Origin of the sequence: Promicromonospora aerolata (assembly GCF_042682255.1) — a bacterium.
Classification (GTDB): domain Bacteria; phylum Actinomycetota; class Actinomycetes; order Actinomycetales; family Cellulomonadaceae; genus Promicromonospora; species Promicromonospora aerolata.
The window spans coordinates 3,982,390-4,009,063 of record NZ_JBHUHF010000001.1 but is presented as its reverse complement, the minus strand read 5'-3'; the positions used below and the strand labels follow the sequence as shown (position 1 = coordinate 4,009,063).

Genomic DNA, 26,674 nt, shown 5'->3' with positions numbered 1-26,674 from the left:
ATGCTGAGCCACATCTCGGCCCTGACCGACGGCCTCATGTGGACCCGCACCGGGACCGTCTGGGCGGTCTGGCGCGTGTCACCCGTGCCCTACGCATTCCAGCCCGACGACAAGAAGCACGCGGCGCGGCGGCACCACACCGCGCTCTACCGGGCGCTGCGTGGCGAGTCCCTGCACCTCGGCCTCACGGCCGCGACCGACCCGGCGTCGGTGGTGCTCTCGATGATCGAGGGCGTCGACCTGACCGAGCGCGAGGCGTGGGCCGCCGAGTGCGAGGCCACCCTCGACTTCCTGGAGCAGATCCCGATCGGACGGCGCGTCCACTGGATCGCCGCACCCCTGGCCAACCCGGGCGCGAAGGCGTTCCTGGAACCGCTCCACGCGAGCTGGACCACGCTGCAGGACACGATGATGATGCCGCGCTCGGTGCCGGGCCGGCACGCGATCGGCGAGCGGGCCGCGCAGGCGGAGGCGCTGCGCAAGGAGATGCCCTCGGCGTTCGACCCCCGGCCGGCGACCGTGGCCGAGATGGCGTGGATGTTCGGGCACGCGATGCAGCGTGGCCTGGGCCTGGACACCGCGGTACCCGTCGACGGATCGCTCGACGCCGAGATGCATCTGTCCGGGCCCTCCGTGCTGCCGTCCGCGCTCGTGGACCCCGCCGGGCAGACCGACTCGGAGAAGAAGCTGGGCCCGCTGCAGATCCTGAAGCGGCCCTACGTCAAGGTACTCGACCCGACCAGCCCCGAGCTGGCCTCGTACCAGACGACGCTCGTGGTGAGCGACACCCCGTCGGGCGGCATCGTGTATCCCGGCTGCGAGTGGATCGGGCGCGTCGACGAGTCGGGCGTGCCGTGCGACTGGGCGATCCGCATGACCGTGCGCTCGCGCGACGAGGTGACCAACCGCAACCGGCGCGCGGTGCGCACCCTGAACGACCAGTTCGACCAGCGCTCCGAGGAGGAGCGCGCCGGGTCCTCCCTGGACACGACGGCGCGCGCCCTGGGCGAGTACCAGGCGGTCATGGACGCGGACGAGCTCGAGGTCGAGGTCGACGCCACCACGATGTTCACCGTCTCCGGCCACACCCCCGAGCAGGCGCTCGACGACGCCCGGGACCTGACCAAGTACTTCGCCGCCATGCAGTTCTCGCTGCGCACCGACCCCACCATCCAGCCGACGCTCTTCGAGGCCACCCTGCCCGGCATGCCGACGCCGCGGGCTGTGCGGGAGTACTCGCAGATCACGACGGCCCGGGCGTTCTCGGCCGCGGTGCCGTTCGCGACCACCGAGCTCGGCGACACCTCCGGTGCGCTGTTCGCCCTGGAGATCTCGAACGGGGCCGCGCGGCCGAACCCGGTCTTCGTCAACCTGGCAGGCGCTACGGACAAGCTGGACGTGGCGCTGGCCATGGGATTCGTCGGCGAGCTCGGTGCAGGTAAGGCGCTCGCGCTGGACACGCCCATCCCGACGCCGAGCGGCTGGACCACCATGGGCGACCTGGCGCCGGGCGACCGTGTCTTCGACGAGAACGGTGTGCCGACGGAAGTCGTCGGTGTCTCCCCTGTCATGCGGGATCACCAGTGCTACGAGGTCGTCTTCTCTGACGGATCCACCATCCTGGCCGACGCCGACCACCTGTGGACAACCGTCCCTCGTCGCGCGCGCGACCACCAGGCGAAGCTGAACCACAAGCGCAAGCAGCGTGGCGAGGCGTCCGTCGACCTGCTTGACGTAGCGCTCGACCTCAGCGGACCCGGATGGCACGAACACGGCACGGTCGCGACGACCGAGCAACTCCGCGAGACGCTGCTGGCGGGCAGGCAGCTCAACCACGCGGTACCGGTCGCCGGTGCCCTGAAGCTCCCGCCCATCGACCTCCCGATCAATCCGTACTACCTCGGCCTCTGGCTCGGCGACGGGAGCGCTCGGCGCTCCGAGATCACCACCGCGGACCCCGAGGTGCTCACCCGTCTCGAGCTGTGCGGCTACGAGGTCAGTAAGCTCTCGGCCACCTACGCGTACGCCGTCCGGCTCCCGCACGAGGCGGACGACGCCTGCACACCATTACAGCGGGCCTGCATACAGTGCGGAGCCGAGTACGTCGCGAGGTACGAGCAGCGCCGCTACTGCAGCAAGGCCTGCGAGTCCGCCGGCCGCAAGGCCGGTGTGCCGCCTCTGCCACCGCGCCGGTGCGGGCGTTGTGACAAGCCCATGCTCAGGACCAGCACCGGCCGACGTTGTTCGGACTGTCGCAAGGCCTCCACCATGACCGGGCGGCTGGACTCGCTCGGCGTGCTCAAGAACAAGCACATCCCCACCGCATATCTGCGCGCAGGAACGATCCAACGCAAGAGCCTCCTCGCCGGTCTGATGGACTCCGACGGCACCGTGACTCCGTCGGGCAGCGTGGAGTTCACGAACACGAACGAACTGCTGGCGCGGGATGTCCATGAGCTCGCACTGTCACTCGGGTACCGGTCGGCCCTCCGGGAGGGCCGTGCCCGCCTGAACGGGCGCGAGATCGGCCCGAAGTGGACGGTCACCTTCACGACCCCGGACGACGTCTTCATGCTCCAGCGAAAGGTCGATGCGCATCTCGACCGCGGTGAGAACGTCAGCCGCGCCCGGAACGCCTACCGGTACATCACCGAGATCCGGCCAGTTGGCTCCGTGCCGGTGCGGTGCATCCGGGTTGCCGCGGAATCGAGTCTCTTCCTGGCCGGGGACGCGATGATCCCCACCCACAACTCGGTCAGCATGAAGACGGTCGCCATGGACAACGTCGACATGGGTGCCACGCTCATGGCGGTGGACCACACCGAGATGGGTGAGTGGGGCATCGCAGTGTCCGAGATCCCGGGGTCCCAGGTCGTGGAGATCTCGGAGGACGCTACGGTCTCGATGGACCCGCTGCGGATCCTGCCGCCTGCGCAGGCTCCGCGTGTGGCTCGCTCCTTCCTCACCGTGCTGCTGTCCGTGCAGACCAAGTCCGAGCAGAACGTCCTGCTGTCCAAGGTGCTGCAGACCGAGTACATGTGGCGGCACAAGATCACCTCACTCGGTTCCCTGGCGCGGCACCTGGAGATGGACTGCGAGTTCATGGGCGCCAAGCAGCTCGCCGACGAGATGCGGATCTTCTCCGAGCTCGACTTCGGGCGTGCGCTCTTCGACGACACGCTGCCTCCGCTCGACCTGAGCTCGCCGGCGATCGTGCTGCACACCCACAAGATGCAGCTGCCGTCCAAGGCCGACATGGAGCACGGGCACCTGTTCGCCGAGCTCAAGGCGGAGAAGGTGTTCGGCCGTGCCACCTTCGCGCTGATCGCGGCCCTGGCCCGGTACCGCTGCTTCGCCGACCGTTCCCGCCTCGACATCTTCGCCGCCGACGAGGCGTCCAAGACCATGTCGTCACCGGAGGCCGCCGAGGAGATCAGCATGTTCATCAGGGACGGGCGCAAGCACAAGGCCGCACTCCTGCTGGGCAGCCACGACGCGGAGGAGGACTTCGGCAACGAGGTGGTCCGCGGACTCATCCCGTTCCGCGTGCTGCTGCGCCACCGTGACGCGAACCTCGCCCGCCGCGGGCTCCGCTGGCTACACGGACTGCCTCACGACGCATCGGTGGACGAAGGCCTGGTCAAGCTCGTCACCGAAGGTACTGCTCCCGTGATCGACATCTCGGGCGTACCAGAGGAGCGCCGCGGAGAGTGCCTGATCCGCGACTTCCAGGCCCGGTACGGCCGGGCGAAGGTCATGGCGCCCCTGGTGGACAAGCGCGCAGCCACGGTCAAGACCACACCGACCAGCTCGACCGGCGCGGTGATCGGGTCATGAACCGGCTGGCTCCCCTGCCGTCCGCCGACCCGGGGGGCGGCCTGAACCTCGAGGACACGCACGGCGTGGGCGTCGACCGGTTCACCCTCCAGTGGGACACGGGCTCGCCGTGGAACCCCTTGAACGTCGACTCCGAGATCTTCTCGACCCTCGCCGGCATGTTCTGGGTCTGGTACCGGGACATGGTGGCCGTGCAGATCTGGGTGCTCGACTGGGTGCTCGGGATGGACTGGCTCGGCTACATCCTGGCGCCGCTGGCCGGCCTGAGCATCATCGTGCAGGGCATGATCGCGCAGATCGGCCTGCTCAACCTGATGCTCATCATCCTGGCCTTCGTCGTGGGCTTCTGGCTGCTCAAGGGCAGGTTCGCGGGCGGCTTCATGGAGCTCCTGATCGGCTGCCTCATCGCAGCCCTGGCCACCGGATTCCTCGCCAACCCGATGGCGACCGTCGGCGGCGATCAGGGCGTCATCATGCAGTCACGGAACGCCGGCATGGACATCGCCACCGGCTTCGCGACCGAGGGCGCGTCCTTCGAGCGGGACTCCACGGTGATCCGCGACGGCCTCAAGGGCCAGCTCGTGGACACGCTGCTGCGCGCACCGCACCAGATCATCAACTACGGCACGGTCATCGACGGCACGGGCTGCGAGGACACCTACACCGAGAACGTGGGCCGGGACGACGCCGTCGACGAGATCGGGTCCTGCGACTCGGCCTACGGGGAAGCGGCCTCCACGGTCGACGCCGGCACCGTCGTCTCGACGCTCAGCCTGCTCACCACCGGGTTCGTCTTCCTCCTGCTCTCCGTGGTGATCGTCGGCGGCACCATCTTCGCGGTGCTGCTGCTGGGCTGGTCCGCGATCAAGCTGCTGTGGCAGCTGCCCGTGGGTGTCGTCTCGAGCGGTACCCGCGCCCAGCTGTTCCGCACGTTCGCGAGCGTGGGCTTCGGCTGCATCCTCGTCGCGATGGCCACGATGTTCCTGGTCGCGTGGATGAAGATGCTGCTCGGCTTCTACGACGCGACGAGCGGCCTGCCGTTCCTCGTGCGGCTCTACCTGTTCAACACGCTGGTGATCGCCGGCGCCGTCTTCTACGTGCTGATGGGCGCGAGCGTGCGGCAGGGCCTGCGCGCCCTGGCCGACAAGCTGGCCGCGGCCGGCGTCCCCTCCCAGGTGGGCGAGCCCGCCGCGATGCCGTGGGACGGCACCGCGAAGTGGCGCGGCCGCTACAACAAGGCCAAGGAGTGGGCGGGTGTCGGTCTCGGCCCGGCACCGGTGAAGCCCAACGACCAGGCGCTCGACGTGGACGACGGCGACGTCCCCGCCGCGGGTCCGGCCGCCATGGACGGAAACCCGGGCGGTGGCACGGTCGGCAGCACCACGGGTGGTGTCTCGGGCGGTGCCTCGGGTGGTGGCTCAGGTGACGAGAACCGCACCATGCCCATCCCGGTCGACGGCTCCGGCGCACCGGGCGGCGCACCCGGCGACGACGGTCGCGGTAGCGCGTGGACGGCTGCCGCACGCAGCGTGCAGGACGGTGCGCCCGACGGGGGCCGCGCCGGGGGCGACCCGCTGCCGGACGGCACGAACGCCGGCGAGAAGCCGTCGAACGAACCGAGCCCGCACCTGCCGCCGACGGCCGGCGAGCGCCTCAGCGACCGGCTGGGCGGCGCACGCCGCACCGGAACGTCGGTCGCGCTGCAGGCGGGGGCCATGGTCGCGAGCGGTGGCACGTCCGGCGCGGCGGTCGGGGCGTCGCGGGCGCTCAGCGTGGTGCAGAAGGCCCGGCAGGCCAAGCAGGCCCTCGGGGCCGCCCGCGGCCTGGGCCGCAGCGGCGAGCGGTCGCAGAGCGCGGCCCGGCTCGCCCAGTCGCTCAACGCGGCACGTCAGGGCGGGGCGCCGCAGGCCGGCGGGCCACAGCCCTCGGCGATCGTGCACAACCCCGGCCGCCGTCAGATGCGAGGGCTGGGTCGCTGATGAAACGTGCAGTCATCGTGGCGATCACGGTGGTCGCCCTCGCGATCGGCACCTGGGTCGGCTGGCCGCGTGAGGGCGGCCCCGTCGACCCCACCGCCCAGGAGAGCGCGGGCGTGCTCGCGCCCGGGGGGCAGGACGACTTCGATCGCCCTACGGGTCCGCCGGGGAACGACACGGACGGCGCGACCGCCACCGAGGAGGTCGAGGGGCAGCCGGAGGCGGGCGACCCCGCGGTCGAGGTGTCGGCGGAGCCCGAGTTCGACGAGACGGCGCCCAGTGAACCCGTCGAGGCATCCTGGGACGAGAACGTCCGGACGGCGGCGCGCGACGCCGCGCGCGCGACCATCACCGCGTTCGCGCAGACGGACCAGAACGCGGACGCCTGGTGGTCCGGCCTGAAGCCGCTGCTGACCCCGCAGGCGCGCCCCGTCTACCAGGACGTCGACCCACGGCTCGTCCCGGTCACCGAGGTGACGGGCGAGCCGGAGGTCACCGACGAGACCTCGACGCTGCTCGCCGAGGTAGCGGTGCCCACCGACATCGGCCCGTACACGGTGCTCCTGACCCGGGCCGACGGCGGGGCACCCTGGCTCGCCGAGCAGATCAGGCCGCCGGAGGGGTCGTGAGCGGGCGGGGCACCGCAGGGCTGGCGACGCGCGTCGCCGCGCAGGCGGTCCGGTCCCGCGGCGGGCGGCCGGGCAGGGGCGGGCGGAAGGACGACGCGACGCGGCGAGCCGTGCTCGTCCTGGGCGTGCTGGTCGCCGCCGTCTTGGCGGTGCCCGCGGCGGTCGTCGCGATGGTCGTGCTGGTGGGCGGCGCCGTGAGCGAGAGCCATTCGCAGAACGGCTGCAGCCTGTCGGCGTCGGTGGTGCCGGCCGGCGGGCAGGCCACGTCGGCCGGCGGCTTCACCGGCGAGCAGCTGCAGAACGCATCGGTGATCCTCCAGGTGGGGCAGGAACGTGGGGTGCCGGGCAGGGCACAGGCCATCGCCGTGATGACCGCCCTCGGTGAGTCCGGCATGCGCAACCTCGACTACGGCGACGACCGGTACGGGGTGCGCAACCCCGACGGCACGCTGACCTCCTCGATCGGTATGTTCCAGGAGCAGAAGTGGTACGGGACGGTCGAGGAGCGCCTGGACCCCGTGCAGTCGTCGGGTCGCTTCTACGACCGGCTGCTCGCCGTCACCGGCTGGGAGACGCTCGAGCCGACCATCGCGGCGCACAAGGCCCAGCGGAACGCCGACCCGTACCACTACCAGCAGTACTGGGACCAGGCGCTCCAGGCCATCCAGCTCGCCAGCGGCGCGGACGAGCAGGATCTCGAGGCGCTGTCCCGGTCCATCCAGGGAGCGGCGGCCGGCGCACCCTGCATGACCGGCTCGGTGAGCAGCGCCGCCGTCGGCGCCGGTGGCTGGGCCAACCCGGCCGTCGGTGCCAAGGCATCCGGGTTCGGGCCGCGCAGCACCGGCATCGCCGGGGCGTCGACCTACCACCTGGGTCAGGACATCGCTGCGTCGTGCGGCACCCAGGTGTTCGCGGCCGCCGCGGGGCGCGTGGTGATCTCCGGGGCGACCGGCTGGGGAACCGGCAACACGATCCGCATCGAGCACGGCATGGGCCTCGACTCCACGTACGGCCACCTGCTGACCGGCACCAACCTGGTGCGCGTCGGCGACACGGTCCGGGCGGGACAGCAGATCGCGGCCATGGGTGGCGACTCGCGCATCGACCCGGCGGGCGCCGGCACGTCGTCGGGCTGCCACCTGCACTACGAGGTGCGGATGAACGGTCAGGCGGTGAACCCGGAGCCGTTCATGGCTCAGCAGGGCGTGACCCTCGGGGTGGCGGCCCCGGTCACGGAGTCGGTGGCGCCGGACGACGCACCGGACAGTGTGGAACCGGCGGACGCGGACCGATGATTTCTGCTGGCGGCAGACGTCGGTAAAAAGAGGTCGCGATCTTCGGCGGGAATACCCGACGATGATCCGGCGTCGTTAGACGTAGGTCGTGTGCAGTGTCGCTCCCGATCTCGGCCCGCGCGCACCGTACCGAGAGGGAACGCATGAGTACCGACACCATAGGATCGCCCGACCAGCTGAGCGATCCACCCACCGACCTGCCCTCGGCGAGCGAAGCCGCCGCCCCGTCGCGCACCGACAAGCTGGCCCCCGGGCACTTCCGGGCGATCGCGCTGCTCATGGCGAGCGCGTTCACGGTGATCCTGAACGAGACCACGATGTCGGTGGCGCTCCAGCCCATCATGGATGACCTGAACATCACCGCGACGACCGGTCAGTGGCTCACCACGGCGTTCCTGCTGACGATGGCCGTCGTCATTCCGGCCACCGGGTACCTCATCAATCGGCTCGGTACACGCGGCGCGTACCTGTTGGCGATGTCGCTGTTCACCGTGGGTACCGCCCTGGCGATGGTCGCGCCGAACTTCGCGTTCCTGGTGACCGGCCGAGTGGTGCAGGCGATCGGTACCGCGATCATGCTGCCGCTGATGATGACGACGGTCATGACCATCGTTCCGGCGCACATGCGGGGCCGCGTCATGGGCAACGTCACGCTGGTCATCGCGCTGGCACCGGCGCTCGGCCCCACGGTCTCGGGCGCCATCCTCGAACCGCTCGGCTGGCGCTGGGTCTTCGGCGTCGTGCTCCCCATCGCGGTGCTCGCGCTGGGCGCAGGCCTGCTCTGGATCCGGGACGTGTCCGACAAGGAGCACCACCACCTCGACCCGCTGTCGCTCGTGCTCGCGCTGATCGCGTTCGGTGGCGTCGTCTGGGGCCTCTCCGGGCTGGGTGAGGCGGCGCAGCACGGTACGCCGATCAACCCGTGGATCCCTCTGGGTGCGGGGCTCGCGACGCTCGGCCTCTTCGTCTGGCGGCAGATCGCACGGCAGCGCACCGACTCCGCGCTGCTCGACCTGCGCACCTTCCTGCAGCCGAACTTCCGCCTCGGGGTCGCCATCATCGCGGTCGCGATGATGGCGATGCTCGGCACGATGATCATGCTGCCGCTCGTGCTGCAGGACGCCCTCGGTATGGCGCCCCTGACCGTCGGCCTGATCATGCTGCCGGGCGGTGTCGCGATGGGTCTGCTGGGGCCCGTCATCGGCCGCCTGTACGACCGGGTCGGCCCGCGGCCGATCATGATTCCCGGTACCGCGCTCGTCACCGTCGCGGTCGGCATGCTCGCGTTCCTCACGCCCGAGACCTCGCTGTTCTACGTGCTCGGCGCGCACATCCTGCTGATGATCGGTCTGGCCTCCGTGTTCACGCCGCTGTTCAGCTCGGCGCTCGGGGTGCTGCAGCCGCACCAGTACTCGCACGGTTCGGCCACGATCAACACGGTGCAGCAGGTCGCGGGTGCCGCGGGCACCGCGCTGTTCGTCGCCATCATGACCATCCGTTCCGAGGCACTGACCGCGGCCGGGGCCCCGCCCGCCGAGGCCATGACCGGTGGCGCGGGCCTTGCGTTCGGGATCGGCGCCGGGGTGATGGTCGTGACGATCTTCCTCGCGTCGCTCGTCAAGCGGCCGGAGACCGACGGCGAGTTCCACGGCGGCCACTGAGCCAGCCGGCTGACGAGGGCGGGAACCCAGGTCCGGGTTCCCGCCCTTCTCGTGTCCGGAACGGCCCGTGGCGCCGCGTCAGCGGTCGAAGAGCCGGTCGAGGAGGCCCTTGCGCTCCGGACGGGTCAGCCGAGTGACGTCGATCGGTGCGAGACCCCGCAGTTCGAGCAGGCCGTTCGCCGCCGAGATCACGTCGGGCAGAGCCGGCGGGTGCGCGCCGTCGGGCACCAGGCCCGCGGCCTTCAGCGTGGCCGGCACCGACCCGGCGGCCAGGCGCCGGGTCCATCCGGCCGGGTCCAGGTTCAGGAACTCGTCCCGCGCGGAGTGGTCACTCCGGGCAGTGCCGTCGTCGGGGTCGGGCGCCGCCCGGCTCGTTCCGCGGGACGGTTCCGCGGAGCTCGCCGTCCGCTCGACGAGCAGGGCGGTCAGGCTCTCCGCCCGGTACACGGCCCCGGCGCGCAGCTCATGGTCCAGGAACACGATCTGCCCGAGATGACCGTGCACACCCGGGGCAAGATCGGCGGCGTAGACGTTCCCCGCCCCGTCGGTCCCCACAGGGAACCAGAGCGGCGAACCGATTGCCGCCCGCACCCGCCCCGCGGGATCCTCGGGCGCGAACGTCCCCGCGTCGGCGGTCCACGTGTCGAAGCGGGCGGCGGGCAGGAACGCCTCGCGGAGCAGGCTCTCGTTCAGCGGCACGATCTCGAACCCGCCGAACAGGCCCTCCGCCGGCGAGAGCGTCAGGCTGCCCGACCGGGCCGCCGCGTACAGCGCCCGCACCTCCTCGGGCAGGCGGACGCCGCCGGGCAGGGCAGCCTCGGCGGCGGCGATCGCCTCGGGAGCGGCGCCGACGGCGTCGGGCATCCGTTCCGCGACCACCCGCGTCACGGCGTCGGGATCGGCTGACCCGGCCGGCACGGCGTCCGGGGCGGGCCTGATCGGTTCCAGGTACTGCGCCGGGAGGGCTCCCGGCTCCAGCACCACCTCCAGCACGGGGGTGTAGCGCCCGGAGACGACAGCGGGCGGCATCGTGATGAGCTCGACCACGTCGTCCTCGACCCGGTCGGCGGCGCAGACCCGCACGGACCGCTCGGCGTCGGGCGTGAGCTCGGCGATCGCCCGCAACGCGTCGTCGAGGTCGGCCCGGGGACCCCGGGTACCGGCGCGTGCGGCCTCACGGGCCAGCTTGCGGTCGTGCCGGCGGCGGGCCTCGGTGTCGCCGTCGTCCCGGTACGTGCCCTGCCACGTCCCGCGGCCGACGGTGCCGACGAACTCGCTGACTTTCGTACCGGGCGGCGCGGAGCGGCGCAGCGCGTCGACGAACGGTTCCCAGGTCTGCCACTCGGTGAGGCTCACGAGCCACATGATGCCGTCTCACTGCTAGGCGTGGCGGCTCGACGTTCCGTAGACTTCCAGCCATGGCCGAGGTGCGGGTCTTTGCTGGTACCGGGGGTCAGCGCTTCGCTCACGAGATGTGCGCTGATCTCGACGTCGCGCTGAGTCCGATCTCGATCCAACGCTTCGCGAACGACTGCCTGCAGGTGCAGCTGTTGGACAACTGCCGTGAGCGCGACGTCTACCTGGTGCAGTCGGTGGTCCGTCCTGCGCAGGAGAGTCTGATGGAGCTCCTGCTCATGGTCGACGCCGCCAAGGGCGCGTCGGCCGCCCGGATCACCGCGGTCATGCCGCACTTCGCGTATGCCCGCTCGGACAAGAAGGACGCGCCGCGGATCTCGCTCGGTGGCCGGCTTGTCGCGGACCTGCTGGAGACGGCGGGGGTGAACCGCATCCTGACGATGACGCTGCACGCGCCGCAGGTGCACGCGTTCTTCCGGGTGCCGACCGATCAGCTCAATGCGCTGCGCGAGCTGGCGGGGCACTTCCTGCCGAGCGACCTGTCGAAAGCGACCGTGGTGTCGCCGGACCTGGGCAACGCCAAGAGCGCCTCCGCGTTCGCCAAGATGCTCGGCATACCCGTCGCGGCGGCCGCGAAGGAGCGGTTCGACGGTGACCGGGTCGAGATCACGTCCCTGATCGGTGACGTCACGGGCCGCGACATCATCGTGCTCGACGACGAGATCGCCAACGGGTCCACGATCATCGCCATCCTCGACCTGCTGCGCGAGCACGGCGCACGCACGGTGCGGATCGCCTGCACGCACGGGATCTTCGCCAACGACGCCGTCCACCGCATCGCGGCCGACCCCGACGTGGTCGAGATCGTCACGACGAACACCGTGCCGTCGGCCGGCCTGCTGGCGCACGACAAGCTGACGGTGATCAGCGTGGCGCCGGCGTTCGCGGAGGCGGTGCGCCGGATCCACAGCGGCGAGTCGGTCAGCGCCCTCTTCGACCCGACGCACGTCTAGCGACCGCGCCCCAGCGCCGCAACCATGAACTCCTCGGGGTACGGCGAACGCGCCACTGCCTGCTCCACGCCGAGCGTCCCGGCGGCGACCTTCCGGCACAGCTCGGCGACCAGCTCCAGCTCCGCGCGCTGACCGTGGACGAAGTCCCGGCCGACCGGATCGCCGTGGCCGGGCACCACGATCGGCGCGTCCAGGGCGAGGATGCCGTCCAGCGCGGCCGGCCAGTCCTGTGGAAAGGCGTCGCCGAACTGTGGCGGCGCACCGTGCTCGACGAGGTCGCCCACGAACACAGCGCCGGCGTCCGGCACGTGCACGACCACGTCGTGGTCGGAGTGCGCGGGCCCGAAGTGCCGTAGCTCCACACGGCAGCCGCCGAGATCCAGCTCCGCGCGGTGGTCGACCAGGTGGTCGGGCAGGACCAGGCGCACGGCCGCGATCCGGTCGCCCACCTCCACCTCACCCCGTTCGCGGTATCGCCGCGCCCACTCCTGGCGTTGCCGCTCACCGGTGGCCACGAGATCGGCGTGGCACCGCCGATGGGCCCACACCGTGCAGGGGACGAAGGCTTCGGTACCGAAGCTGTGGTCGAAGTGGGAGTGAGTCAGCACGACCTGCCACGGCAGCGACGTCACCTCGCGCACGGCGGCGGCGAGCTCCGCACCCTGCGCCGCGTCGCCGCCCGTGTCCACGACGAGGCACGAATCGTCACCCACGACGAGCCCGATGGAGAGGTCCAGCTCCTGATAGCGCCGCACGAGCACGCCGTCCGCAACCTCGGTCCACGCGTCCATGAGCCCGACCCAAGCAGACCGACGAGACCGGCCACAACCAGAGCCGGTCGCCGTCGGACCGACCGCGACCGGACCGGGTCAGCCAGCTACCGCTGGGCCCACCACTTCTTGAGCTCCTCCGTCGCCAGGTCCTCGCCCAGCGGACCCTGTTCCATGCGCAGGCCCAGCAGGTACTTGTACGCCTCGCCGACCTGGCGGGACGGCGGGATCCCGAGGATCGCCATGATCTGCGTACCGTCCAGATCGGGACGGATCGCGTCGATCTCCTCCTGCTCACGCAACGCGCTGATCCGGTTCTCCAGGTCCGTGTACGCGTCGGACAGCCGCTGGGCCTTGCGCTTGTTGCGCGTCGTGGAGTCGGCACGGGTCAGGCGGTGGAGGCGCTCGAGGAGCGGTCCGGCATCCGTCACGTAGCGGCGGACGGCGGAGTCGGTCCACGCGCCGTCGCCGTAGCCGTGGAACCGCAGGTGCAGCTCGACGAGCCGCGACACGTCCTTGACCACCTGCTTCTCGAACTTCAGGGCCTTGAGCCGCTTGGCCGTGAGCTTGGCCCCGACCACCTCGTGGTGGTGGAAGCTGACTCCCCCGCCGGCCTCGAACCGGCGGGTGGCCGGCTTGCCGATGTCGTGCAGCAGCGACGCGAGACGCAGCACCAGGTCAGGCGCCGGCACAGGGCCGTCAGGGCCTGTCTCCTGTGCGATCGCCTGCTCCAGCACGGTGAGCGAGTGCTGGTAGACGTCCTTGTGCCGGTGGTGCTCGTCGATCTCGAGCTGGAGCGCGGGCAGCTCCGGCAGCACCTGCTCGGCAAGGCCCGTGTCGACGAGCACCTCGAGACCGGCACGCGGGTTGTCGCTCAGGAGCAGCTTGGTGATCTCGGCCTGCACGCGCTCCGCCGAGACGATCTCGATCCGCTGGGCCATCGCGACCAGCGCCGCGAGCGTCCCTTGTTCCACGTGAAACGAGAGCTGAGCGGCGAACCGCGCCGCGCGCATCATGCGCAGGGGGTCGTCGTCGAACGAGCGCTCGGGCGCGATGGGGGTACGCAGCACGCCGGCCGCGAGGTCGCTCAGGCCGCTGAACGGGTCCACGAAGGTCAGGTCGGGCACACGCACGGCCATCGCGTTCACCGTGAAGTCCCGGCGGGACAGGTCGCCGTCGAGCGTTTCCCCGAACTCGACGAGCGGCTTGCGCGACGCCGGGTCGTACTTGTCGGTCCGGTACGTCGTCACCTCGACGACGACGTCGCCCCGGCGCGCGCCGATGGTGCCGAACTCCCGGCCGATGTCCCAGTTGGCGTCGCCCCAGCGCGCGAGGATCTTCTGCGTCTGGCTCGGCGAGGCCGACGTGGCGAAGTCCAGGTCGTTGCTCGCGCGGCCGAGGAACGCGTCCCGTACCGGTCCGCCGACCAGCGAGAGCTCGTAGCCCGCGGCCAGGAACTGGTCGCCCAGCTCCAGCGCGGCGGGGGCCATCTCGGTCAGCACGCCGAGCGCGCGCCGCAACAGATCCTGCTCAGGGGTAGACACAGCCCAAGATTCTCCCAGACGCGACCCGACAACACGCACCGCAAGACCGAACCGCTCGGGGTCGCCGCGCTGCGCGCCGCGACGACCGCTGTGCCCGGAACCGCCCGCACCCCCTGACCGGACCCACCGTGCTCAGTCGGTAGTGTTGGGGCATGTCCACCCCTGTTCCGGCGAGCGACCGTCCACATGGTCGCCCGGAGGTGCCTCCGCCGCCCGGCGGAGCACCGTTGCGGGTGAATCCTGCCCGGCGGGCCGTCTCGACGAGCAGCCCGGCACACCTGCCCGTCGTGGACGAGACGTCGGCGGGCGGCCTGGTGCTGCGTGGCGGTTCCGAACGTCCCGAGGACTTCAGCGCAGCAGTGCTGCTGCGCCGCAACCGCACCGGCCGGCTGGAATGGTGCCTCCCGAAGGGACATCTCGAGGGCCGCGAAACGCCGCAGGAAGCGGCGATCCGCGAGATCCACGAGGAGACCGGCATCCGCGGCTCTATCCAAGCGGAGCTCGGCGTGATCGACTACTGGTTCACCGGTGAGGACCGGCGAGTCCACAAGGTGGTGCACCATTACCTCTTGCGCGCGGAGGGCGGTCGCCTGACCGTGGAGGACGATCCGGACGGCGAAGCCGAGGACGCCCTCTGGGTCAGGATCGACGAGCTCGCCGAGCGCCTGTCGTACCCGAACGAGCAGCGACTGGCCGCTGCCGCCCTGGACCTCCTCGTCTCGTCGAGGAACCTCCGGGACGCGCTGCGGGCTGACGCCTTCCCCACGGAGCGCCCCGACCTGCCATGACGCAGCACCCCGACTTCCTCCGCAGTTCCGCTCCCCGCCGACTGACCCGCCGTACCGGCACGTCGGTCGCCGTGCTCCTGGCGGCCGTGCTGCTGGTCGGGCCGATGACCGTCCCGGCCGTCGCCACCGGTCCGGCGCCGGAGCGATCCGCCGTGCGCAGCAGCGCCGAGACCCACCCCCCGACGCGGTCCGCCGCCCAGGGATCGATCGACGTGTCGATCGTGAAGATCTCGCACCCGGTCGCCGAGCCCGGCGACGAGGTGACCATCCGGGCGAAGATCACCAACACGAGCGACACCACGTTGACCGACGCGGTAGCCGAGCTGACCGTCGACCACCTCGCACTCACCACCCGCGCGGACATCACCGAGTGGTCCACGGCGGACCTGCTCGACCCGGTCCGGGGCGAGCCCACGGCGGAGCCGGTGTCCGAGCTGGCGCCGGGCGAGTCCACGAACGTCTCGTACACCTACGACCCGGCAGCCCAGGTGTTCCGGGGCTTCGGCGCGCGCCGCCTCGCGGTCGCCGTGAGTGACGCATCTGGGCGGCTGGGCATCGCCCGCTCGTTCCTGGTGTACGACGCCGACGGTCTCGAGCGCGAGCCCATGCGGATCAGTGTCCTGGCCGCCGTGACGAGCCCGCCGACCGACCCGTCGGACCCGAGCGCTGCCGAGATCGAGCTGGCACAGCAGACCGCCGACGGCCAGCGCCTCGACGGTGTGCTGCAGGTTGCGGAGGACACCGACCTGTCGCTCGCGATCGACCCCGACGTGCTGGCCAGGGCGGTGAAGTCGGAGGACCCGGCACTCACGGAGTGGTCCGACCGGATGCTCGACGCGGCCGAGCAGACAGCTACCTACACACTCCCCAACCATGACCTGGACCTCGCCGCGCTCGCGCACGCCGAGGCGTACGCCACGGGGCGGCGGAGCTTCGTGCGCGCACCCACCATCCCCAGCTGGACGGTTCCCGAGGGGTGGAACGAAGACCTGGCCTGGCCGGCGGACGGTGTGGTGCCTGACCTCGAGACGCTCGACCTCGCCGTATCCACAGGGAGGCAGAACGTCGTGGTCGGCGGGGGCGGGCTCGCGTACGAAGGGTTCGGCACGGTGACCGGCCGGGCAGACGTCGAGACGCCGTCCGGCACCGCACGCGCCGCGGTGACCGACACGGTGCTGACGGAGAGCTTCGTCTCGGCGACCGACCTGTCCGGGGTGGGCGCCGGGTCCACGGAGGAGGTGAGCAGCACCGCGGCAGACACGTCGACCGCAGCCACCACCGCGGAGGGTACGCAGCGCCTGCTCGCGGACACGGCCGCGATCGTGAGCCAGTCGCCGACCGCCCCGCCGACGGTGTCGATAGTGGCCCCCCGCAGCTGGACGCCGGACGCCGAGGCCGCGATCTCGATCCTCCGTACGCTCAACGACGAGGCGGGGTGGGTCGAGACCACGACGCTCGACACCCTGCTCCGGCAGGACGCTCAGGACGAGGGTCGCACTCCCCTGCCGAGGCACCGCGCCGCCAAGGCGGAGATCAGCCCCAACGACGTGGCGGCGCTCGAGCACGCGCGCGACGCGGTCGTCACGTTCTCCTCCGTCGCGGGCGATGCCGGGGCGCAGATCTGGCGCCCGGGCGTGGTCCGTCTGATCGCGCCGCTGTCGGTCGCGCACCGTCAGGACCCGGGCCGCAGGGACGTGATCGTCCAGCAGGTCCTCCAGGCCACGAACGAGCTGACGCACGAGTCGATCAAGGTGGTGCCTCGCCAGGACATCAACTTCATCACCGACGTCGGCAACATCCCGGTGCGCGTCCGCAACGAGCTCGACCTGGACGCAACGGTCACCGTGGTACTGCGCCCCGACCATCCGCGACTCACCGTCGACGCCCGCCGCGCGGCGACCATTCCGGCTGGTCAGGAGGTGGACGTCCAGGTACCCGTGCGCGCTATCGGCTCGGGTGACGTCGAGGTCACCGCGCAGATCCTCACGCCGACCGGTGCCAAGATCACCGACGACTCGTCGTTCCAGGTCCGCGTCCGTGCGGGCTGGGAGGAGGTCGGTACCTGGATCGCTGCCGCGCTCGTCGCCCTGCTGTTCCTGGCCGGGATCTGGCGCACGGTGCGTCGCGGGAAGTCGCCGTACCGTGCCACCAGCAAGGACGTCGAGGAAGCGGCCGGCACGTCTGCCGAGACGCTGGAATCACCGCCGACCACCTCGGCGAGCTCGATGGCCGTCCCGGCGGAGTAGTGTTTCGGCCGCCGCACCTGTCGGCAGAACCACGTCGGGCAAGGCCCAGACCACGGGAGTAGTCGCTTGACCCAGGAGAACACCGTGACCGTACCGACCGATCCCGCCTCGGACCCCGGCGCCGAGGCCGCGAGCGGTCCGGGCGCGTCCGCCGCGCCGCCGTCGCGCGGCCTGGGCCGCAACTCGATGGTGATGGCGGCCGGCACCGCCGCCTCGCGTCTCGGCGGCCTGGTCCGCAACATGATGCTGGTGGCCGCGATCGGCTCCGCCGGCACGGTCGCGAACGCGTTCGACGTCGCGAACAAGCTGCCCAACGTGCTGTTCGCGATCCTCGCGGGCGGCATGCTGAACGCCGTGCTGGTCCCGCAGATCGTCAAGGCGTTCCGCGCGCACAACGCGCAGGAGCGGATCGACAAGCTGCTCACCGTCTCGGCCGTCGGCATCCTCGCCATCACCGCGATCCTCACGGGCGCCTCCGCGTGGGTGGTGATGCTCTACACGGACGGCTGGACCGCCGAGCAGCTGGCGCTGGGCACTGTGTTCGCGTACTGGTGCATCCCGCAGCTGTTCTTCTACGGCCTGTACACGCTGCTGGGCCAGGTGCTCAACGCGCGGGAGCAGTTCGGACCGTTCATGTGGGCGCCGGTGGCCAACAACGTCGTCTCCGTCATCGGGTTCGGCATCTTCCTCGTGGTGTTCGGCACTGCGCCGGAGCTCGGGATCAACGACCTCTCCGAGTGGGACACGCCGCGCACGGTCCTGCTGGCGGCCACGGCCACGCTCGGGATCGTGGCTCAGGCCCTGGTGCTGCTCGTCCCGCTGCTGCGCTCGGGTTTCCGCTGGAACTTCCGACTCGGCGTGCGCGGCATCGGCCTGCGCTCGGCCGGGTCCGTCGCCCTGTGGACGTTCGCCGCGGTGGTCCTGGAACAGGCAGGCGTTCTCTACCTGACCCGGGTCGCGGCCGAGGCCGGGGCCTCCGGCGGACCGGGAGTCGAGTTCGCTGGTAACGCGGCGTACACGCAGGCGCTGCTCATCTACCTGCTGCCGCACTCCCTGGTCACGGTCTCCATCGCGACCGCGCTGTTCACCGGCATCAGCAAGGCCGCGCACGACGGCGACACCGACCGGGTCCGGGCCGATCTCTCCCTGGGGCTGCGCACCATCGGTGTCTTCACGGTCTTCGCCACCGCCGCGCTCACGGTGCTGGCCGCGCCGGCCACGGCGTTCATCGTGCCGACGGCGGGCGCGGAAGGCACCGCGCTCATCGCGCCCGTGCTGGTCGCCCTCTCGTTCGGCCTCGTGCCGCTCGGCGCCATGGCCCTCATGAAATGGGTCTACTACGCCTACGAGGACGGCCGCTCCGTCTTCTTCATCACCGTGCCGTCGACGCTCGCCCTGGTGGGCGGGCTCGTCGCCGCACAGATCTGGCTGGCGCCGCAGTACTGGGTCATCGCTGCCGGTGGTGCGTACGCCCTGTCCAACTGGATCACGGTGCTCCTACGCACCGGTGGCCTCCGCAGGAAGCTCGGCGGACGGCTCGACGGAGGCCGCGTGCTCGCCCTCCACGCGAAGACGCTGCTCGCAGCCGCGGTCTCGGGGGTCGCCGGGTGGGGCCTGTACCGGCTGGTCGGCGGGTTCGACGCGCTCTCCTTCGGCAGCGGCTGGGTGCTGACGATGCTCAGCGGCCTGTGGGTGACGGCGCTCTGCGGCCTGGCGATGCTCGGTGTCTACGTGCTGCTCCTCCGCCTGCTCAAGGTCCGGGAGCTCGACCGTCTGCTCGGTCCGGTGCTCGCTCGGCTCAAGCGCTGAACCACCCGCGCGGCCAGGTCGCCGGAACGGACGGCCGGTTGACACTTCGGTTGCGAAGGGGCGACATTTCGGCGGGTTGACGGCGGATCCGCGTAGCATGGCGACGGTGCGTGATCCGTGCGGTCACGTACCTGCTACTGTCCCCCGACCGAGCGAGGAGGTCCGCGTGAGCACCGTCGAGCCAGGCAGCGTGCTGGTCGAGAGGTACAGGCTGAGCCAGCAGGCGTCGACCGACCTTGCCGCGGCAACTGCCTGGGAGGCACACGACCTGGTACTGGATCGTGCGGTCCGGGTCACGCTCGTCACCGGCCCTTATGCCGGCGACGCCCTCGACTCTGCCCGCCGCGCTGCACTGGTGACCGACCCTCGTCTGGTCCGGGTGCTCGACGCCGGCTCCGACCCGGATGGTCGCAGGTACGTCGTCACCGAACCGCACACCGGCACCACCCTGACCGAGATCGTCTCGAGCGGACTGGTGGACGAGCAGCAGGCCCGCGCGATCGTCGGTGAGGCTGCCTCGGCCCTCCGGGTGGCACACGCCCGCGGCGTCCACCACACCGCACTGCGCCCCGAGGCGGTCCGCGTGGACGGCCACGAGATCCGGGTCACGGGTCTCGGCCTCGACGGCGGACTCGCCTCCGGTGACACGCTCAACGTCAAGCCGGTACAGCTCGATGCCCAGGGTCTGGTGGCTCTGCTCTACTACGCGATGACGGCACGCTGGCCCGGTCAGGACCTCGAGGCAGCCTGGATCGCGAAGGACACCCTGATCCCCCTGCCCGCACAGCTCGACGATTCCGGCGCTGTGGCGCCACTGTCCACACTGGTTCCCCACGTGGACACCGACATCGATGCCCTGGTGGCCCGGGCGTTCAACGCGCCCGGTGGTACCGACGGACCGATGAACCCCGACGACGTGACCGCGGCTCTTCAGCCGTGGGGAGAGGTTTCCGTAGTGGCATCGCTGCCTGGATTTGTGCAGCCCGAGCCGGAGGGGCCGCGGCGGCAGTCCATCGCCGACGCTTTCGGGGGCGAGGGCACACCGCCCGTTCGACGCCCCGTCACCGGCCGGATCGCGCGTAACGACGAGACGATGGCGACGGGGGCGGGCAACGTGCCCGCCGGCTACCCGGAGCCGCAGAACGACTACACCTATGAACCGCAGGCGTACGGCGGGCATGCGCCGGTTCCGCCGCCACCGGACGGCGCCCCGGCCGGTTACGACCAGTTCGGTCAGCCGGTCGCCCAGGGCCAGTACGGCTACGACCAGGCGCAGTACGCGCAGGAGGGTGCGCCACAGCAGTATCCACCGCAGTACGCGCCGGGCGGATACGACCCCAACGCCGGCTATTACGAGCAGGACGGCGGGTTCGCCACCCAGCCCGCACCCAAGCGCGGTGGCGTGAACCCGACGCCGATCGTGCTGGGCCTCGTCGGCGTCGCGGTCGTGGCCGGCCTGATCTGGGCGATCAACGCCGTGCTGGCGCCGACGCCCGACGTCATCGCCGACGCCTCCCCTACGCCGACGGTGAGCGCGTCCGCGGGTGGCGAGAGCGAGGACGAGGGTGCGGGCAGCGCGCCTCCGTCGCCGCCCGCGCAGACCGAGGCGCGGCCCGTGATCGACTCGGCGGCCCTGCTGGGCACGCTCGACTGGGAGGGCCAGACGATCGACCACCCGGAGACGGTCGAGCGTGCCTACGACACCGACCCGGCCACCTTCTACTTCACGACCACGTACCAGCAGGCGGCGTTCGGCGGGTTCAAGGAGTCGCTCGGGATGGAGCTAAGGCTCCGCGAGCCCGCCTCGGTCACCAAGGTAGAGCTGCTGACCAACACCCCCGGTGGCAAGGTGCAGATCCTCAAGGGCGGCGCCGGTGGCGAGGTGCTCGCGGAGGGGGCGTTCGCGGAGACCACGACGTTCGAGCTGAGTGAGCCGGTGGTGAGCAACTCGTTCACCATCTGGATCACCGAGCTGCCGCAGGTCCCGGACGGCTTCCGGCTGGAGCTGAACGAGGTAGTGCTGAGCTAGCCGGATCTCGGACCGCACCGGGGCGAGCCCTCGCGCGCGGACGTCGCAGCTTCCCGACAGGGAGGACCCCTCGTGGTCCGCGAACACGTCCGCGCGCGAGGGCTGGCCCCGTTCTTGTCCCCCGGCCCTGCCATACATCGATGTCTGTCGATATTATGTGGCGAGACTCACGCCGACGATCGCGCCGCAGTCGGCATCGGCTGGAACACTGGGACCCGCCCGCGTGTTGTTGCGTGTGCCCCATGGAACTCGAGGAGATCGCCTTGACCGAACAGACCACAGCTCCGGCTGCCGGGACAACCGACGCCCCCGTGCTCGACGTCGTCATCGTGGGGTCCGGCCCCGCGGGATACACCGCAGCCATCTACGCGGCGCGAGCAGGCCTTGCGCCCGTTGTCGTCGCGGGCTCGGTCACCGCGGGCGGCGCCCTGATGAACACCACCGAGGTGGAGAACTTCCCTGGGTTCCCCGCGGGGATCCTGGGTCCCGACATGATGGACGCCATGCGCGAGCAGGCCGAGAAGTTCGGCGCCCAGGTCATCTGGGACGACGCCGAGCAGGTCGAGCTCACCGGCGACGTCAAGACGATCGTGACGGGTGGTGGCGACGCCTACCGCGCTCGCTCCGTCATTCTCGCCACCGGTTCCGCGTACCGGGAGCTGGGCCTCTCGGACGAGAAGCGGCTCTCCGGCCGAGGCGTCTCGTGGTGCGCCACCTGCGACGGCTTCTTCTTCCGTGACCAGGACATCGCCGTGGTGGGCGGTGGCGACTCCGCGATGGAGGAGGCGACCTTCCTCACGCGGTTCGCCTCGAAGGTCACCGTCGTGCACCGCCGCGACGGCCTGCGCGCCTCGAAGATCATGGCCGAGCGGGCCATCGCGGACCCGAAGATCGAGTTCGCGTGGAACAGCGAGATCGCAGGCATCACCGGCGAGAGCAAGGTCTCGGGCATCAGCCTGCGCGACACCGTCACCGGCGAGGTACGGGACCTGGACGCGACCGGGCTGTTCGTCGCCATCGGTCACGAGCCCCGCACCGACCTGGTCAAGGGCCAGGTCGAGCTGGACGAGAACGGCTACATCCTCGTCGAGGGCCGGAGCACGCGCACCAACCTCCCCGGCGTCTTCGCCTGCGGCGACGCCGTCGACCACACCTATCGCCAGGCGATCACGGCCGCCGGCTCGGGCTGCTCGGCAGCGCTCGACGCCCAGGCGTTCCTGGACTCGCTGAACGACTGATCTCCCGGTCGGCTCCCACCGACCGCGCCCCACTCGGCCCCGCACGGGGCCATGAACAAGGAGATGCTGGATGAGCACCATCAAGGTCACCGACGACACCTTCAAGGCCGAGGTCCTCGACTCTGACATTCCCGTCTTCGTCGACTTCTGGGCCACCTGGTGCGGGCCGTGCCGCATGGTCGCGCCGATCCTCGAGGAGCTTTCCGACGAGTACGAGGGCAAGATCAAGATCGTCAAGATCGACACCGACGAGAACCGGCAGACCGCCATGGACTACGGCATCGTGTCGATCCCGACGCTCAACGTCTACAAGGGCGGCGAGGTCGTGAAGTCGATCATCGGCGCCCGGCCCAAGCGTGCACTGACCGAGGAGATCGACGAGGTCCTCGCGGGCTGAACCTTCGCCCCGGGGGCTAATCCCTCGCACACCGCGACGAAGAGCACGTGCCCGTCCCGCCTGATCACCTCATCAGGTGCGGCTCCTGGCACGTGCTCTTCGTCGTCCGGATCCCCGTAGTCTCACCGTTTCGCCACGAACGGACACGGAGCCGCACACCGGCCGCGTGCGAGACTGGGCGTCGTGAACGAGCTTCCCGAGACCGCCGGTACCCGCCTCGACCCGTGGTTCGGTTCGTACGCGGCGCGAGCGCACGGCATGCGCGCCTCGGAGATCCGGGCACTCTTCTCGGTGGCGAACCGCCCGGAGGTGGTCTCGCTCGCGGGTGGCATGCCGTACCTCGAAGGTCTCCCCCTCGACGTCATCGCCGAGACGATGCAGCGCCTCATCGCCACCAAGGGCACCACCGCTCTGCAGTACGGCTCCGGCCAGGGTGAGGAGAGCCTGCGCGAGCACATCACGCAGGTCGTCGCGCTCGAGGGCGTGTCGGCACACCCTGACGACGTCGTGGTGACCACCGGTTCCCAGTCGGCACTCGACCTGGTCACGCGCATCTTCGTCGACCCGGGCGACGTGGTGCTCGCCGAGGCGCCGTCGTACGTCGGCGCGCTGGGTGTCTTCCGGTCCTACCAGGCCGACGTGGTCCAGGTACCGCTCGATGCCGACGGCCTCGTTCCCGCCGAGCTCGACGCGACGCTCACCCGGCTGGCCGGCGAGGGCCGCCGCGTGAAGTTTCTCTATACCGTCCCGACGTTCCAGAACCCCGCCGGTGTCTCCCTGTCCGCCGAGCGGCGCCCGCAGGTGCTGGAGATCTGCCGCCGGCACGGCGTTCTCGTCGTCGAGGACAACCCGTACGGCCTGCTCGGCTTCGACGACGAACCGCTGCCAGCGCTGCGGTCCTACGACACGGACGGCGTGCTGTACCTCGGATCCTTCTCCAAGACCTTCGCCCCCGGTTACCGGGTCGGTTTCGTGATCGCGCCCCACGCGGTACGGGACAAGCTCGTGCTGGCCAGCGAGTCCGCCGTCCTCTCGCCGTCGAACGCGTCGCAGCTCGCAGTGGCGACCTATCTCGAGACGTGCGACTGGAAGGCGCAGATCAAGGCCTACCGGGAGCTCTACCGCGAGCGACGTGACGCCCTGGTCGGCGCGCTCGGTGAGCACCTCCCGGGCGCCTCGTGGAACGTACCCCGGGGCGGTTTCTTCGTGTGGGTGCGGCTCCCCGAGGGCCTCGACGCCCGGGCGATGCTGCCGCGTGCGGTCACTGCGCGCGTCGCGTACGTGCCCGGCACCGCCTTCTACTTCGACAGCCGCGGTGCCGACCACATGCGGCTGTCCTTCTGCTTCCCCACGCCGGAACGTATCCGCGAGGGCGTGCGCCGCCTGGCGGGCGTCGTCAACGGCGAGGCCGAGCTGGTGCAGCTCTTCGGCACGTCGGCGCACCCGGACCCCGACACGGACGACGTCGAGGCCCCCGGTCCCGACCTGGCGTGACGCTGCGCCCTCGTGCCTGCGCCCTCGTGCCTGCGCCCTCATGCCTGTGACCGGAGCCCGGGCGTCGGCTCGCCCGGGTCTCTGACACGATGGCGCTGACCCGTTGACCGATCTCGACCGAGTGAGTCCCTCGATGACCAGTTCCGCCGCCGCACCGGCCCCGTCCGACGCTCCCGCCGGCTTGTCCGCGCCTCCCTCCAGTCGTGACGCCGCGGACGGCACTCCCCTCGTCGTCGTGCTGGCCGGCGGGCTCTCGCACGAGCGGGACGTGTCCCTCCGCTCCGGTCGTCGGGTTGCCGAGGCCCTCCGCTCCACCGGACTCGAGGTCGTACTGCACGATGTCGACGCGGACCTCCTGGCGTTCCTGCGCGAGACCCGGCCCGACGTCGTCTGGCCGCTGCTGCACGGCGCGTCCGGCGAGGACGGCTCCGTACGCGACGTGCTCGACATGCTCGGTCTGCCCTATGTGGGCACGGGCCCGCGAGCGAGCCGCGTCGTCTGGAACAAGCCGATCTCCAAGGCGGTCTTGCTGGAGGCGGGCCTCGCGACGCCCGACTACGTGACTCTGCCGCAGAGTCTGTTTCGCGACCTCGGGGCGCAGCCGGTGCTCGACACGATGGTGCGCCGGCTCGGTCTGCCCCTGGTGGTCAAGCCGACCGAGGGCGGCTCCGCCCTCGGGGTCACCGTCGTCACCCGTGCCGAGCACCTGCCGAGAGCGATGGTCGAGTGCTTCGCCTACGGCGAGACCGCACTCATCGAACGAGCGGTCACCGGGGTCGAACTGGCGGTCAGCGTGATCGAAGGCCCGCAGGGACCCGAGGCGCTGCCCGCCGTGGAGATCGTCGCCGACGGCGGCTACGACTACGCCGCCCGCTATGTCGCCGGCGAGACCGAGTTCTTCTCGCCGGCTCGCCTCACCGCGGACCAGGCCGCACAGGTCGCCGACGTCGCCGTCCGAGCCCACGAGGCCCTGCATCTGCGGCACCTGTCCCGCACCGACCTGATCCTCGACGGCGCAGGCACCGCGCACGTCCTCGAGGTCAACGTGGCTCCAGGGATGACGGAGATGTCCCTTCTCCCCCAGGCGGTCGCGGCGAGCGGCCACGACCTCGCCGGGCTGTATCGCAGGATCGTCGACACCGCGCTGGCCCGGGCACGGTAGTGCGCACCACGTGAAACGACACCGGGCCGGCATCTCCCAGGAGGAGAGGCCGGCCCGGTTCTCGCAGGTGCGGTAACCGTCAGGTGTCGGACTGCGGCTTGAGCAGGCCACGCTCCTCCGGGGCCATGACATTGAGGATCCGGTTGAGGTCCTCGACCGACGCGAACTCCACGGTCATGCGGCCCTTGGTCTTGCCGAGTGCCACCTTGACACGGGTCTCGAACCGGTCGGAGAGCCGGGTCGCCAGCTCGTCCACGGCTTCACTCCGGGTGCCCGCGCGGGGCGGCTTGCGCGTCTTGCCGTTGGTGCCGTCGGATTCCGTCATCATGACGATCTCCTCGGTTGCGCGGACCGAGAGTCCTTCCGACACGATGCGCTGAGCGAGTCGTTCGATCTCGGCTCCGTCACTCAGCCCGAGGAGCGCACGAGCGTGGCCCGCCGAGAGCACACCCGCCGCGACACGGCGCTGCACCAGCGGAGGGAGACGCAGCAGACGCAGCGTGTTCGAGATCTGCGGGCGGCTCCGCGCGATCCGGATGGCAAGTTCTTCGTGCGTGCACCCGAAGTCGTCCAGGAGCTGGCGGTATGCCGCTGCCTCCTCGAGCGGGTTGAGGTCCGAACGGTGCAGGTTCTCCAGGAGCGCGTCCCGGAGCATGTCGCCGTCCTCGGTGTCGCGGACGATCGCCGGGATGGTCTCCAGCTCGGCGGCCTGCGTCGCGCGCCAGCGCCGCTCACCCATGATGAGCTCGTACTCGCCCGGGTGTTCCTTGTCGGGCCGCACGACGATCGGCTGGAGCACGCCGATCTCCTTGATCGACTCGACGAGCTCGTCGAGGTCTCCCTCGTCGAACACCGTGCGCGGCTGCCAGGTGTTCGGCCGGATCGCGCTGACAGGCAGCTCGGCGAAGCGCGCTCCCGGGACCGGCACCAGGTCTGTTGTTTCACGTGAAACGTCGCCTGGCGCACCCTGCTCACGGCTGAAGAAGGTGTCGTCCAACGCTGAGGCGGAACCGCCCTCCGCGGCCTCGTTGGCCACGGACAGCCTGCCGCTGGCGATCGCGGAGTCCCACTTCACGGTGCTGGGACGCGGTCCGGAACTCTTGACCGTCTTCTTCTCCGTCGACGTCTCAGCCGGAGCGGAGCTGACCGAGACCGTGCTGACCGGGATCTCGTCCGTCGCGTCGAGCGCCGGCGACGGTCGCTCCTCGACGACGGTTGCTACGGATCCGCCCAGTGCGTTGTCGGCGCCGTCGGACTCGCCCGATCCTGCTCCGGGTGCCTGCTCGTCCAGCTCAGGACCCGTCGGGATCAGGGCGCCCAGGCCCCGCCCGAGCCCGCGTCGCTTCGCACTCATCGTGTCTCCTCGTCGGTTCCGGTCGCGCGCCCCGCGCGGACTGGCTTCGTCTCCATCGTCACGGTGCGCATCCGGC

The 26,674-nt window shown here is 70.8% G+C and carries 18 protein-coding genes; 14 read left to right on the top strand and 4 right to left on the bottom strand.

What is annotated here, in order from left to right:
- The 5 genes from ACFSL2_RS17860 (at position 1) to ACFSL2_RS17840 (ending at position 9,398) form a co-directional block, all read left to right on the top strand.
- Entirely contained in the window at positions 1-3,837 is a 3,837-nt protein-coding gene (locus ACFSL2_RS17860) for an ATP-binding protein (protein ID WP_377199124.1), read from the top strand.
- Complete coding sequence (locus ACFSL2_RS17855; RefSeq protein WP_377199123.1) at positions 3,834-5,816, top strand: hypothetical protein; 1,983 nt, start codon at positions 3,834-3,836, stop codon at positions 5,814-5,816. Before ACFSL2_RS17860 ends, ACFSL2_RS17855 begins: the two co-directional genes overlap by 4 nt.
- Complete coding sequence (locus ACFSL2_RS17850; RefSeq protein ID WP_377199122.1) at positions 5,816-6,442, top strand: hypothetical protein; 627 nt, start codon at positions 5,816-5,818, stop codon at positions 6,440-6,442. The genes ACFSL2_RS17855 and ACFSL2_RS17850 overlap by 1 nt, the downstream gene beginning before the upstream one ends.
- A complete protein-coding gene (locus tag ACFSL2_RS17845) occupies positions 6,439-7,737 on the top strand; it encodes a M23 family metallopeptidase (protein WP_377199121.1) in 1,299 nt (432 codons plus the stop codon). The genes ACFSL2_RS17850 and ACFSL2_RS17845 overlap by 4 nt, the downstream gene beginning before the upstream one ends.
- Positions 7,738-7,880: 143 nt before the next feature.
- On the top strand, positions 7,881-9,398 hold the full coding sequence (locus tag ACFSL2_RS17840) for an MDR family MFS transporter (protein ID WP_377199120.1): 1,518 nt from the start codon (positions 7,881-7,883) through the stop codon (positions 9,396-9,398).
- Positions 9,399-9,476: 78 nt separating this feature from the next.
- On the opposite strand, the gene ACFSL2_RS17835 is transcribed toward ACFSL2_RS17840, so the two are convergent.
- The gene (locus tag ACFSL2_RS17835; RefSeq protein ID WP_377199119.1) at positions 9,477-10,754 is read right to left on the bottom strand and encodes an SMI1/KNR4 family protein; all 1,278 of its coding nucleotides are present in this window, start codon (positions 10,752-10,754) and stop codon (positions 9,477-9,479) included.
- Positions 10,755-10,816: 62 nt separating this feature from the next.
- Between ACFSL2_RS17835 and ACFSL2_RS17830 the strand changes: the two genes are divergently transcribed.
- Positions 10,817-11,767 (top strand): ribose-phosphate diphosphokinase, encoded by a 951-nt coding sequence (locus ACFSL2_RS17830; RefSeq protein WP_377199118.1) that lies wholly within the window; start codon positions 10,817-10,819, stop codon positions 11,765-11,767.
- On the opposite strand, the gene ACFSL2_RS17825 is transcribed toward ACFSL2_RS17830, so the two are convergent.
- Positions 11,764-12,558 (bottom strand): MBL fold metallo-hydrolase, encoded by a 795-nt coding sequence (locus ACFSL2_RS17825; RefSeq protein ID WP_377199117.1) that lies wholly within the window; start codon positions 12,556-12,558, stop codon positions 11,764-11,766. The genes ACFSL2_RS17830 and ACFSL2_RS17825 overlap by 4 nt on opposite strands.
- A gap of 86 nt (positions 12,559-12,644) precedes the next feature.
- Positions 12,645-14,081 (bottom strand): CCA tRNA nucleotidyltransferase, encoded by a 1,437-nt coding sequence (locus ACFSL2_RS17820; protein ID WP_377199116.1) that lies wholly within the window; start codon positions 14,079-14,081, stop codon positions 12,645-12,647.
- Between the two features lie 152 nt (positions 14,082-14,233).
- Here ACFSL2_RS17820 and ACFSL2_RS17815 point away from each other — a divergent pair, with 152 nt between their 5' ends.
- The 8 genes from ACFSL2_RS17815 (at position 14,234) to ACFSL2_RS17780 (ending at position 25,244) form a co-directional block, all read left to right on the top strand.
- Positions 14,234-14,869 (top strand): NUDIX hydrolase, encoded by a 636-nt coding sequence (locus tag ACFSL2_RS17815; protein WP_377199115.1) that lies wholly within the window; start codon positions 14,234-14,236, stop codon positions 14,867-14,869.
- A complete protein-coding gene (locus tag ACFSL2_RS17810) occupies positions 14,866-17,115 on the top strand; it encodes a DUF6049 family protein (RefSeq protein WP_377199114.1) in 2,250 nt (749 codons plus the stop codon). Before ACFSL2_RS17815 ends, ACFSL2_RS17810 begins: the two co-directional genes overlap by 4 nt.
- A gap of 84 nt (positions 17,116-17,199) precedes the next feature.
- Entirely contained in the window at positions 17,200-18,924 is a 1,725-nt protein-coding gene (gene murJ / locus ACFSL2_RS17805; RefSeq protein ID WP_377199113.1) for a murein biosynthesis integral membrane protein MurJ, read from the top strand.
- A gap of 166 nt (positions 18,925-19,090) precedes the next feature.
- Positions 19,091-20,953 carry a protein kinase family protein gene (locus ACFSL2_RS17800; RefSeq protein ID WP_377199112.1) on the top strand — a complete coding sequence of 621 codons (1,863 nt, stop codon included), beginning with the start codon at positions 19,091-19,093 and terminating at the stop codon, positions 20,951-20,953.
- Positions 20,954-21,216: 263 nt separating this feature from the next.
- Positions 21,217-22,191, top strand: a complete 975-nt coding sequence (trxB, locus tag ACFSL2_RS17795) for a thioredoxin-disulfide reductase (protein ID WP_377199111.1) — start codon at positions 21,217-21,219, stop codon at positions 22,189-22,191.
- Positions 22,192-22,261: 70 nt separating this feature from the next.
- The gene (gene trxA / locus ACFSL2_RS17790) at positions 22,262-22,588 is read left to right on the top strand and encodes a thioredoxin (RefSeq protein WP_020017340.1); all 327 of its coding nucleotides are present in this window, start codon (positions 22,262-22,264) and stop codon (positions 22,586-22,588) included.
- A gap of 183 nt (positions 22,589-22,771) precedes the next feature.
- Positions 22,772-24,082 carry an aminotransferase-like domain-containing protein gene (locus tag ACFSL2_RS17785; RefSeq protein ID WP_465264540.1) on the top strand — a complete coding sequence of 437 codons (1,311 nt, stop codon included), beginning with the start codon at positions 22,772-22,774 and terminating at the stop codon, positions 24,080-24,082.
- 133 nt (positions 24,083-24,215) lie between these two features.
- Entirely contained in the window at positions 24,216-25,244 is a 1,029-nt protein-coding gene (locus ACFSL2_RS17780) for a D-alanine--D-alanine ligase family protein (protein WP_377199110.1), read from the top strand.
- A 79-nt stretch (positions 25,245-25,323) separates the two neighbouring features.
- On the opposite strand, the gene ACFSL2_RS17775 is transcribed toward ACFSL2_RS17780, so the two are convergent.
- Positions 25,324-26,598, bottom strand: a complete 1,275-nt coding sequence (locus tag ACFSL2_RS17775; RefSeq protein ID WP_377199109.1) for a ParB/RepB/Spo0J family partition protein — start codon at positions 26,596-26,598, stop codon at positions 25,324-25,326.
- Between the last annotated feature and the right edge of the window lie 76 nt (positions 26,599-26,674).